Source organism: Pseudomonas sp. RA_15y_Pfl2_54 (assembly GCF_963971015.1).
Taxonomy (GTDB): domain Bacteria; phylum Pseudomonadota; class Gammaproteobacteria; order Pseudomonadales; family Pseudomonadaceae; genus Aquipseudomonas; species Aquipseudomonas baetica_A.
In genome coordinates this window covers 33,863-44,766 of record NZ_CAXAPN010000022.1, presented here as the reverse complement: position 1 = coordinate 44,766, position 10,904 = coordinate 33,863, and the positions used below count along the sequence as shown (strand labels likewise).

The following is a 10,904-nucleotide window of genomic DNA, read 5'->3' as shown; positions in this document are numbered from 1 at the left end:
GTTGCATGGCACAGGGATTTACACCGGCGATCGAAATCTACGGGGCCAACCATGCCCTGCTGAACCAGCGCCTGATCAGTTGGGAACACATTGATGCCGCCGGGATGGAGTCCGATCAGCTGACACTGGTGATCGACCTGGAAGGCCTTGAAGGCTTGCCGACCCTGGGCGGAAAAATCGGCCTGCGGGTTGGCTATCTGGAGTCCGGGCTGGTCGAAAAGGGCCAGTTCAAGGTGACTCGACTGACCCCGACGCTGTTCCCGTTACGCTTGACACTGGTGGCTACCGCAGCGCCTTTCAGCGGCAAGGATGAGACCCGATTCAAGGAACGGCGCACAGCCAGTCATGGCCCGACAACCCTGGGCGGACTGTTTCGCGAACTGGTCTCGCCGCACGGTTTTTCGCCGCGCGTCGATCCAGAGCTGGCGCTGATCCGGATTGCTCATGTTGATCAGTCGAACGAAACCGATATGAGCTTTATCACACGACTGGCAAAGAAGTACGACGCGGTGGCCAAACCGTTCAACGACCTCTACGTGCTGGCGAAACCGGCGCAGCTCAAAAACCTCTCGGGCCAGGTGATACCTGACGTCAGGCTGTCGGTGACCAGCAACAATCGACCGGGGGATCACGCCTTCATCAGCGCCACACTGGAAGAGACGGCCCGTACTCAGAATCAGGGTTGCAAGACCTGCTTCTGGGACATCGCCGCCGGCAAACTGCGCGAGGTGATAACCGGTTCCGAGCCCTACAAGGTCATTCGCCAGAAACAGGCCAGTGAAGAAGAAGCCAAAGCCATCGGCGAAGCCGAAGTGCGCAAGATGCTGCGCGAGAAATACAAGCTGAAGGTTACCTGCCCAGGCGATCCGCTGCTGGCCGCCGAAGGCCTGTTGGTGCTCGATGACACCTGGCCGGACTTCATGCGCGGTCGCTGGTCGATCAAAAAGGTCACCGCCAGCGGCAAGCGCGAGGAAAGCTATCGCTGCTTGATCGAGGCAAGCGGCCTCGACGCCAAGACCTGATCCCCGCACAAACTCAAAGTGGGAGCGGGCTGCTCGCGAAAGCGTTGTGTCAGTCGCCATCGATGTTGAATGCGCCGTCCCCTTCGCGAGCAAGCCCGCTCCCACATGGGGGCCTGCGGTAATTCCCTTCATTCTGGAACACCACCATGAAGATCACCCCGATCCTCACGCAGTTGCGTGCGCAATGCCCTGGCCTTGCCAATCACATTGCGGTGGGCGTGGATCTGGCCTTGCTGCAAGGCAACGCCGATCTGCCGACACCTTCGGCCCACGTCACACCGCTGGCCGATCTGGCCAGTAACAGCACCGCCCAAAACCTCACCACCCAACCGATCCGCGACCGCTTCGACATCGTTCTGGTGCTTGACGCCAGCGACGCTACAAAAGCGCTGGATCTGTTGCACGACCTGCGCGCCGAACTGTGGCGTGCGCTGGTGGGTTTCAAAGCCGATGCCGACTACAGCGCCATCGTTTATGACGGCGGCGAGATGGTGTCGATCAACAGCAGCCGCGTCTTTTACCGGCTGCGCTTTTTTGCCGAGTTCCAGCTTGGCCGCAATCTGCCGAGTCAGCCTGCGGAAAGTTGGCACGAACGTGAACTGGACGGTTTGTCGTCCTTTACCGGGGCCACCGTGCGGGTCGATGCGATCGACCCCGCTGACCCCAACCTGAAACGCCCGGGCCCCGATGGGCGCGTGGAACTGACTTTCTCTGGAGACGTAACCCCATGAGCAATCGCATCACCGTAGTGCCGGCCGCTGGCCGTGCCGTGCCAGACCCGGAGGCGGGCGATCTGCTGCCTCTTGAAGGCCGTGAAGTGCTGGACAGCGCCTGGTGGCGCCGACGTCTGACCGACGGCGATATCACACTCAAAACCGCAAAAGCGGCTAAACCACAGGGAGCCAAATAATGGCGATCGGATTCAGCAACATCCCCGCGGACATTCGTGTACCGCTGTTCTATGCCGAAATGGACAACTCGGCCGCCAATAGCGCGACCTCGGCCATGCGCCGTCTGATCGTGGCCCAGGTCAATGACAACATCGCGCCGACCGAAGTCGGCAAACTGGTTTTGGTCTCCAGCGTCGCGCTGGCGAAAAGCATCGGCGGCCAAGGTTCGATGCTCGCCTCGATGTACGAGACCTTCCGCAAGGCTGACCCGATCGGCGAGATCTGGTGCCTGCCACTGCACAACGTTGAAGGCGCTATCGCCAAAGGTGTGTTGACCCTGACCGGCACCGCGACTCAGGCTGGCGTGCTCAACCTGTACGTCGGTGGTGTGCGTGTGCAAGCCACCGTGGTCAACGGTGCCACGGCGGCACAAGCGGCCACTGCGCTGGCGCAGAAAATCAACGCCACGGCTGATCTGCCTGTCAGCGCTGCGGCTGTCGAAGGTGTAGTGACCCTGTCCGCGAAATGGACCGGTGACAGCGGCAACGACATCAGCTTGCAATTCAATCGCCTGGGCAAGAGCAACGGCGAAGAAACCCCGGCTGGCCTGACCACCGCGATTACCGCCATGACCGGCGGCGTTGGTGTACCGGATCAGGTCGCTGCGGTCGCGGCGCTGGGCGATGAGCCGTTCGAATTCATCGCGCTGCCGTGGTCGGATCTGTCGACCCTCAACACCTGGCAAGCGGTCATGGATGACAGCACCGGTCGCTGGTCTTGGGCCAAGCAACTGTTCGGTCACGTCTACAGCGCCAAGCGCGGCACCGTTGGCACGCTGGTCGCCGCAGGCCAGGCCCGCAACGACCAGCACATGACCATTCAGGCGCTGGAGCCGGGCGTACCGCAACCGGTTTGGGTTCAAGCCGCCGCACTGGCCGCACGCACGTCGGTGTTCATCTCCGCCGACGCCAGCCGTCCGACCCAGAGCGGCAGCCTGCCGGGTGTCGATCCGGCGCCGGCGAGCGAGCGTTTCACCCTGACCGAGCGTCAGTCGCTGCTCAACTACGGCATCGCCACCGCTTACTACGAAGGCGGTTACGTGCGCATCCAGCGTTCGATCACCACGTACCAGAAGAACGCTTACGGCCAGGCCGACAACTCCTACCTGGACAGCGAAACCATGCACCAGTCGGCGTTCATCGTGCGTCGTCTGCAAAGCGTGATCACCAGCAAATACGGTCGCCACAAACTGGCCTCCGACGGCACCCGCTTCGGCGCCGGCCAGCCAATCGTTACCCCGAGCACCATTCGCGGTGAGCTGATTGCCCAGTACGCCAAGCTCGAACTGGAAGGCCACGTCGAGAACGCCGAGCTGTTCGCCGAGCACCTGATCGTCGAGCGTGACGTGCAGGACCCGAGCCGCGTGAACGTGCTGTTCCCGCCGGATTACATCAACGGTCTGCGCGTGTTCGCACTGCTCAACCAATTCCGTCTGCAGTACGACGACGCGGCTTGATAACCGCGTTTAGCGTCAAGCATTCAGCCCACCTCGCGTGGGCTTTTTTATTGAAGGGAGTAACACCATGGGTCAACTGATTGCAGGCACCTGCTACGTCAAAGTCGACGGCGCGCAACTGACTATCAATGGCGGCTGCGAAGCCCCGCTGATGGCGGTCAAACGCGAAACCGTCGTACCCGGCTTCTACAAGGAAACCGACATCGCGCCGTCGTTCAAAGTGACCGCGCTGCACACCGCCGACTTCCCGCTGAAGAAGCTGATCGAAGGCACGGACATCACCGTCACCTGCGAATTCAGCAACGGCAAAGTCTACGTGCTGGCCGGTGCGTACCTGGTCGAAGAGCCCGTTTCCAAAGGCGATGACGCCACCATCGAACTGAAATTCGAAGGTATCAAGGGGACCTGGCAATGAGCGGCGCCGTGAAGCTTCAAGTTGCGATCGAAGCTCACGGCGAGCCCCTGACCGAACTCGTCCTGCGCCGTCCGACGGTGCAGGAAGTGCGAGCGATCAAGGCGCTGCCGTACAAGATCGACAAGAGCGAAGAGGTCAGCCTCGACATGGACGTCGCGGCCAAATACATCGCCGTGTGCGCCGGCATTCCGCCGTCGTCGGTCAACCAGTTGGATCTGGCTGACCTCAACGCGCTGAGTTGGGCCGTTGCGAGTTTTTTCATGAGTGCGGCGTCGGCGCCATCACCGACCTGATCGCCGTCGCCTATGACCTGGCCTGGTTCTGGAAGGTTGACCCCGAACAGATGATGGCCAGGCCACTGGATGTGCTCCGCGAATCGCTGGAGCACGCGCAACGGATCAACGCGATGCAGCAGGTGCAGTGATGGCAGACACAGATAGCAACCCCAAAACATCGGTGCTGATTACCGGCATTGATGAGCTGTCGCCCAAACTCGGCGCCCTGCGAGTGAAAGTCGATAGCTTCAAGAAAAACCTCGAACAGACCGGCCTCGGCAAACTGGACATCAGCGGGCTGTTCAAGGGCGGCAGCGTGATTACGCCGTTCGTGGACGGCATCAAGTCGGCGGCGGCGTTTCAGGGCAAATTGACCGAAGTCAGCGAGGCGGCGAAAACCGTCGACCTGCCCGCCGCACCGAAAGTGGCTGCGCAGAACATGAACGTGTTCAGTGCGGCGATGGATAAGGTCTCGGCTGCCGTGGATGCGGCGTTGGTGCCGGCAGTGGGGGCGTTGGTGGTCGGGCTGGAACCGATGCTGAACCAGGTCAGCAGCCTGCTCGCCGACAACCCGAAACTGGTCGAAGGCCTGGCGGCGGGGGCGATTGCCTTCTCTGCCATGCAAACCGCCGTCACCGGTATGACCCAGGTCATGGACGTCATGAGCATGGTGCTCAAGACCAATCCGATCATGTTGATCGCGATGGGCATCGCGTTGGCGGCCGGTTTGATTTATGCCAACTGGACGCCGATCAGCGCTTTTTTCAAGGGCATGTGGGAGGGCGTGAAAAACATCGGTGTGAGTGCGATGGCGACGTTGCGCTCGATCCTTGACTGGCGACCGCTGGATGCACTGGCGGCGCTGTGGTCCCCGATTGCGGGATTCTTCTCGGGCATCTGGGACAAGGTCAAAACCGTCACCGCGCCGGTGATTGACTTTTTCAAATCGGTGTTCTCGTGGACGCCCGCCGGCATGATCCTGGAAAACTGGGCGCCGCTGACCGGTCTGTTTTCGGCGATCTGGGAATTGCTCAAGGCCTTGAGTGTGCCGGTGATGGCGTTCCTCAAGGGGCTGTTCGACTGGACACCGTTGGGGATGATCATCAACAACTGGGGGGCGATCACCGGGTTCTTAGCCTCGATCTGGACGGCGCTGCAACCGGCGGCACAAGCCATCAAGGACTTCTTCGGCACGTTGTTCGACTATTCCCCTCTGGGGATGATCGTCAACAACTGGGGCAGTATCGTGGCCTTCTTCGAACCGGTCTGGGCCGCATTGCAAACTTCGGCTCAGCAGATCAAAAGCTTCTTCCAGAGCCTGTTCGAGTGGTCGCCGCTGGAACAGATTGCGACGTACTGGCAGCCGATCAGCGAAGTATTTTCGGCGCTGTGGGGTGTGGTGCAGGCGCTGGCTGCGCCGGTACTGGAGTTTCTGCACAACATGTTCGAATGGACGCCGTTGGGGCAGATCATCAAGAACTGGGGGCCGATCACCGAGTGGTTCGGCGAGTTGTGGCAAAAGCTGCAAACCGTCATTGCGCCGATCAAGGAGTTGTTCGACGGTGGTTTCGCCGGGTTGATCGCCAAGGTCACCGGCAAGGTCGAAACCTTGACTCAGGCGCAACAGCAGACCAATGCAGAAGGCAAGGGGGAACTGGCGCCGGCGTTCTTTGGCGCAAGCCCTCAAACGTCGTCCAACGGTGTGTTGCAGGGCGGTTCGCTGCCACAAACCTCCAGCGCCCTGATCCAGCAAAGCGCCGCCAACAACCGTACGCAACTCGAAGGCGGCCTGACCGTGCGCTTCGAAAATGCGCCGGTGGGGCTGCGCACCGATCAACCGCAAACCAATCAACCGGGCCTGGCGCTGTCTTCGCGCATTGGCTATCGCTCGCTGTCGGCAGGAGGTTCCAATGAACTGGCGTGACCGTTTGTTGCCGGCATCCTTTCGCGGTGTCGGGTTCTGGATCGATCAGGCGAAAACCCCGGTCGGTCGCAAAGGTCAGTTGCATGAGTATCCGCAGCGTGACCTGCCGTTTTTCGAGGACCTTGGTCAGCAGGCCAAGACCCACGATCTGACGGCGTTCATCATCGGCCCTGACTGCCTTGAGCAGCGTGACAAGCTGCTCAAGGCGCTGGAGGCGGGCAGCGGTGAGCTGGTGCACCCGTGGCTCGGCCGCCTGCAAGTCAAGGTCGGCGAATGCGACATGACCCACACCCGCCAGGACGGCGGGTTGGTGACTTTCGCGTTGAAGTTTTACCCCGATAAACCGCTGCCTTTTCCGACCGCCACCGTCAGCACCCAGAAAGTCTTGTTGTCGAAAGCCGACACGCTGCTGGGTTCGGCGGTAGCGCGCTTCGAACAGGCCATGACCTTGATCAAGGCTGCGCGGATCGGCATTGCCAATCTGCGCAACAGCCTTACCGGGGTGTACGAGGTGATCAAGGAACAGCTCAAACCGCTGATCGAGCAATACCGGCAGATCACCGAACTGGTCAAAGCGGTCAAGGAATTGCCCAAGGAAGTGGCGGCCGAGTTCAAGGGCTTGCTTGGTGATATCAAAGAACTCAAGGCATTCGCGAAGGAAGGCTACCGTGGCGTGATTGCCGACGTGTCCCAACAACTCGAAGCCATCCGCAAGGCTGATGCGCCGAAGATCACCACCGGCAAGGACACCAACGCGGCGGCGCAAGCCATGGCCGATCTGGTGCAGGACACCCTGCTGGTGAAAGTGGCGCAATGGGTGGCGTCGATGCCGATAGCGACCCCTGCGGTGAAATTGTCATCGACACCGTCGGTGGCTCAGCAGGCGAATCAACCGGTAACCCGTCAGGAAGTACCGGTGACCGATGAGATGAAAGCGCTGCAGAAGGCTATCGGGGCGGCCATTGATCCGATGCTGGACAAGGCCGATCCCAAGCATCACCAGGCAATCAATGATGTGAAGGAAGCGCTGATTGCGCATCTCAAGGCTGTGGCGTCATCCGGTGTGCGACAGATCAGTAAATCGTTCCAGGAAAGCCTGCCGGCGCTGGTCGTGGCCTACAAGCAATTTGCCGATGCTACACGGGTGACTCAAGTGACTCAGAGCAATGCGATGAACCATCCGGGTTTTTCACCTAACGACGTGAACGTGTCCAGGGAGTAAGCCATGAGCGAGATGGATAACCGCGTCACGCTGACGGTCAATAACATGGAATACGGTGGCTGGAAAAGCGTCGAAATCAGCGCTGATCTGGAGCGCCAGTTCCGCACTTTCAAACTCGACATCACCTGGCAATGGCCAGGGCAGACGGTGGATCAGCGGATCAAACCGGGCGACCCGTGCGAAGTGAGAATCGGCCAGGATCTGGTGCTCACCGGTTACGTGTTCAAGGCACCGATTCGTTATGACGGCCGGCAGATCAGCCTGAGTATCGAGGGCAGTTCCAAGACTCAGGACCTGGTCGATTGCGCCGCCACCAACCGGCCCAATCAATGGCAGGAGCAACCGCTACTGAGCATCGTGCAGGCACTGGCGATGGAGTATTCGCTGATGGTCGTCAACGAAATCCCCGAGACCGCACGGTTGACCAAACACACGATCGTGCCGGGAGAAACAGTCTTTCAGTCGATCGACCGTTTGCTCTCGTTGTTGCGGGTGTTTTCCACCGATGACGAGCAGGGCCGGTTGGTGTTGGCCAAGCCTGGCAGTGGCGGACGCGCTAGCGATGCGCTGGAGTTGGGCAAAAATATTTTGTCGGCCAATGCAGCGATGGATCAAAGCCAGGTGTTCTCCGAATACCGAGTGATCGGCCAGCAGAAAGGCTCGGACAACAAGAGCGGGGCGGCGGTCAGCGAAGTTGAATCCACGGCGGCCGACCTGACCTTCAAGCGGCGGCGTACCACGATTATTAACGAGGGCACGGCGCTGACTTTCGAGCTGGCCCAGCAACGGGCCCAATGGGAGAGCGCCACCCGCATGGGCCGCGCACAGTCCACCACTTATCAAGTGCAGGGATGGCGCCAGTCCAACGGTGATCTGTGGCGTCATAACACGCTGGTGAAGGTCAAGGATCCGGTGCTCGATTTCGATAGCGACATGCTGATCTCCAAAGTGACGTATTCGCTGTCGGCGCAGGGCTCGGTGACGACCCTGCAAGTGGCGCCGCCGCATACCTTCGATCCTGATCCAATCCCCCCGAAAAAAACCTGAGCCTGACACCCGCCCCCACGTTTGTCCGTGTCGGGGCTGCTCTTTGAGGACAATTCATGAGCCTACTGACACGCCTGCTGGCGCGCGGCACTGTCGTGCTCGCCCATTCGGCATCCAAGCTGCAATCGCTGCAAATGCGCCTCACCGCTGGCGAAGTGAACGATGACATGGAGCACTTCGAACCTTACGGCTTTACCAGTAACCCACTGGCCGGCGCTGAAGGTGTTGTCACGTTTATCGGCGGTGACCGTTCACACGCCATCGCCCTGGTGATCGCCGACCGCCGTTATCGCCTGCAATCGCTGGCCTCCGGTGAAGTGGCGATCTACACCGACGAAGGCGACAAGATTCACTTCAAGCGTGGCCGGATCATCGATATCGAAACCGCCACCCTGAACATCCGCGCCACGACCGCTGTGAATTTCGATACGCCGGTGATCAACCAGACCGGCAAGATCGTTTCCAGCGGAGACCAACTGGCTGGCGGCATCAGCCAGATCAAACATGTGCACGTCGGTGTACAGGCCGGCAACGGCCAGACCGGTGCACCGGCAGGAGGCCAATGATGTTGATCAGCCAGAACCTCCACGCTGCGCTGACCCGAGCCGTGCTTATCAGCCTGTTCACCTGGCGCCGTGCCGCCGATGACGACGCCCTCGACGACGACGAACGTTACGGCTGGTGGGGCGACACATTTCCCACCGTCGCCGACGACCGCATCGGTTCGCGATTGTGGCTGTTGCGCCGGGTCAAGCTGACCCGCCAGACCCAGATGGACGCCGAATTCTATGCCCGCGAAGCCCTGCAATGGCTGATCGACGACGGCCATTGCAGCGCCATCGACATCATCAGCGAACGCCTCGACGCCCAGCGCCTGAACCTGCGCACGGTCCTGACCCTGGCCGACGGCGAACGTCTGGACATCAACCCCGATAACAGTTGGCAGGTGATCTATGCCGTTTGAAACCCCTTCGCTGCCGGTGCTGATCAAGCGCACCCAAAGCGACCTGGCCGGCGATTCGCTGCGCCAGTCCGATGCGCAAGTGCTGGCCCGTGCCTTAGGCGGCGCCGCTTATGGCCTGTACGGTTACCTCGACTGGATTGCCGAGCAGATTTTGCCGGACAAAGCCGATGAATCGACCCTGGAACGCATCGCCGCATTGCGCCTGAATCAGCCGCGCAAACCTGCGCAAGTGGCCACCGGCAGTGTGAGTTTTACTGCGACGGCCGGTGCTGTTCTGGACGCCGACACACTGCTGCAATCAAGCGATGGTCGCACCTACAAAGTGACGACCGCGCGCACCACGGTGAATGGCAGCAACAGCACCACCATCGCCGCACTCGACGCCGGTAGCCTGGGCAATGCCGACGCGGGTCTGGCACTGACGCCGGTGCAACCGATTGCCGGCGTGGTCGGCAACAGTTTCGTGGTGCTGGCGCCGGGTCTCAGCGGCGGCGTGGCGCGGGAAAGTCTGGAATCGCTGCGCTCGCGGGTGATTCGCTCTTACCGCGTGATTCCCCATGGCGGCTCGGCCAGTGACTACGAGACGTGGGCGCTGGAAGTGCCGGGCGTGACGCGCGCATGGTGCCGGGGTGGTTTGCTCGGGCCGGGCACGGTAACGGTGTTCATCATGCGTGATGAAGATCCGCAACCGGTGCCCAACGACGAGCAACTGGCCGAGGTTCAGGACTACATCGAACCGCTGCGCCCGGTGACCGCCGAGGTCCATGTGCAGCGACCGATCCAGGTGCCGGTGGTCTATCGCTTCAAGAGCGTCAATCCGGACACCACCGCTGTGCGCGCCGCCGTTGAAGCGCAATTGCGCGACCTGCACAACCGTGAGGCCGATCTGGGTGTGCCGTTGCTGATCAGCCATATCCGCGAAGCCATCAGCAGTGCCGGCGGTGAATACGATCACACGTTGACCGCACCGGCCGCTGATGTACCGGCCGGTCAAAGCGAATTGCTGACCTTCGGAGGTTGCGTATGGGGGGCATAAGAACCGCCGCGCAATATCAGGCGCAACTGCGCGCCCTGCTGCCGAGCGGCCCGGCATGGGACCCGGAGCATGTGCCGGAACTCGAAGAAGTGCTGCAAGGCGTCGCCGTCGAACTGGCCCGCCTCGACGCCCGCGCCGCCGACCTGCTCAACGAGATGGACCCGGCAGGCGTCAGCGAACTGGTGCCGGACTGGGAGCGGGTGATGGACCTGCCCGACCCGTGCCTGGGCGCCACGCCACTGTTCGACGACCGCCGCCTCGCCGTACGCCGCCGTTTGCTCGCGGTCGGCAGCCAGGCCGTCGGCTACTACCTCGAAATCGCCAAAAGCCAAGGCTACCCCAACGCCAGCATCACCGAACACGAAGCCCCACGCATGGGCCGTGCGCGCTTCGGTGCCGCGCATTGGGGCACGTGGGAAGCGCAGTTCATGTGGACGCTCAACACCGGCGGCCGCCTGCTGCTCGGCCGGCGATTCGGCGCGAGTTACTGGGGCGAGCGCTTCGGCGTCAACCCAGGCTCGGCACTGGAATGCCTGATCCACCGCAGCGCACCGGCGCATACCAAGGTGCACATCAATTATGACTAGGGAGGA

Annotated in this window: 14 protein-coding genes; all 14 read left to right on the top strand. The window is 61.3% G+C overall.

The features are described 5' to 3' along the window. The first annotated feature begins 5 nt into the window (after positions 1 to 5). The 14 genes from AACY50_RS17135 (at position 6) to AACY50_RS17070 (ending at position 10,898) form a co-directional block, all read left to right on the top strand. Positions 6 to 1,022 carry a phage late control D family protein gene (locus AACY50_RS17135; RefSeq protein ID WP_339430580.1) on the top strand — a complete coding sequence of 339 codons (1,017 nt, stop codon included), beginning with the start codon at positions 6 to 8 and terminating at the stop codon, positions 1,020 to 1,022. Between the two features lie 146 nt (positions 1,023 to 1,168). Next, positions 1,169 to 1,753 (top strand): phage tail terminator protein, encoded by a 585-nt coding sequence (locus AACY50_RS17130; RefSeq protein ID WP_221732483.1) that lies wholly within the window; start codon positions 1,169 to 1,171, stop codon positions 1,751 to 1,753. Further along, positions 1,750 to 1,932 (top strand): DUF2635 domain-containing protein, encoded by a 183-nt coding sequence (locus AACY50_RS17125; protein ID WP_221732484.1) that lies wholly within the window; start codon positions 1,750 to 1,752, stop codon positions 1,930 to 1,932. Before AACY50_RS17130 ends, AACY50_RS17125 begins: the two co-directional genes overlap by 4 nt. Further along, a complete protein-coding gene (locus AACY50_RS17120) occupies positions 1,932 to 3,428 on the top strand; it encodes a phage tail sheath subtilisin-like domain-containing protein (protein WP_339430582.1) in 1,497 nt (498 codons plus the stop codon). Before AACY50_RS17125 ends, AACY50_RS17120 begins: the two co-directional genes overlap by 1 nt. 67 nt (positions 3,429 to 3,495) lie before the next feature. Beyond that, a complete protein-coding gene (locus AACY50_RS17115; RefSeq protein ID WP_007908779.1) occupies positions 3,496 to 3,843 on the top strand; it encodes a phage tail tube protein in 348 nt (115 codons plus the stop codon). After that, positions 3,840 to 4,136: a phage tail assembly protein gene (locus AACY50_RS17110; protein WP_007908778.1), complete on the top strand. Its 297-nt coding sequence runs from the start codon at positions 3,840 to 3,842 to the stop codon at positions 4,134 to 4,136. The genes AACY50_RS17115 and AACY50_RS17110 overlap by 4 nt, the downstream gene beginning before the upstream one ends. Beyond that, positions 4,082 to 4,267 carry a hypothetical protein gene (locus tag AACY50_RS17105; protein WP_339538901.1) on the top strand — a complete coding sequence of 62 codons (186 nt, stop codon included), beginning with the start codon at positions 4,082 to 4,084 and terminating at the stop codon, positions 4,265 to 4,267. Before AACY50_RS17110 ends, AACY50_RS17105 begins: the two co-directional genes overlap by 55 nt. Continuing rightward, positions 4,267 to 6,042: a phage tail protein gene (locus AACY50_RS17100; RefSeq protein WP_339538894.1), complete on the top strand. Its 1,776-nt coding sequence runs from the start codon at positions 4,267 to 4,269 to the stop codon at positions 6,040 to 6,042. The genes AACY50_RS17105 and AACY50_RS17100 overlap by 1 nt, the downstream gene beginning before the upstream one ends. Next, positions 6,029 to 7,264, top strand: coding sequence for a DNA circularization protein (locus tag AACY50_RS17095; protein ID WP_339538893.1), 1,236 nt, complete (start codon positions 6,029 to 6,031; stop codon positions 7,262 to 7,264). The genes AACY50_RS17100 and AACY50_RS17095 overlap by 14 nt, the downstream gene beginning before the upstream one ends. A gap of 3 nt (positions 7,265 to 7,267) precedes the next feature. Further along, on the top strand, positions 7,268 to 8,311 hold the full coding sequence (locus AACY50_RS17090; RefSeq protein ID WP_339464352.1) for a phage baseplate assembly protein: 1,044 nt from the start codon (positions 7,268 to 7,270) through the stop codon (positions 8,309 to 8,311). Positions 8,312 to 8,367: 56 nt separating this feature from the next. Beyond that, positions 8,368 to 8,877, top strand: coding sequence for a phage baseplate assembly protein V (locus tag AACY50_RS17085; RefSeq protein ID WP_221732489.1), 510 nt, complete (start codon positions 8,368 to 8,370; stop codon positions 8,875 to 8,877). Further along, positions 8,877 to 9,275: a phage GP46 family protein gene (locus AACY50_RS17080; protein WP_221732523.1), complete on the top strand. Its 399-nt coding sequence runs from the start codon at positions 8,877 to 8,879 to the stop codon at positions 9,273 to 9,275. Before AACY50_RS17085 ends, AACY50_RS17080 begins: the two co-directional genes overlap by 1 nt. Beyond that, complete coding sequence (locus tag AACY50_RS17075; RefSeq protein WP_339430586.1) at positions 9,265 to 10,311, top strand: baseplate J/gp47 family protein; 1,047 nt, start codon at positions 9,265 to 9,267, stop codon at positions 10,309 to 10,311. Before AACY50_RS17080 ends, AACY50_RS17075 begins: the two co-directional genes overlap by 11 nt. After that, complete coding sequence (locus AACY50_RS17070) at positions 10,299 to 10,898, top strand: YmfQ family protein (protein ID WP_339430587.1); 600 nt, start codon at positions 10,299 to 10,301, stop codon at positions 10,896 to 10,898. The genes AACY50_RS17075 and AACY50_RS17070 overlap by 13 nt, the downstream gene beginning before the upstream one ends. The last annotated feature ends 6 nt before the right edge of the window (positions 10,899 to 10,904 follow it).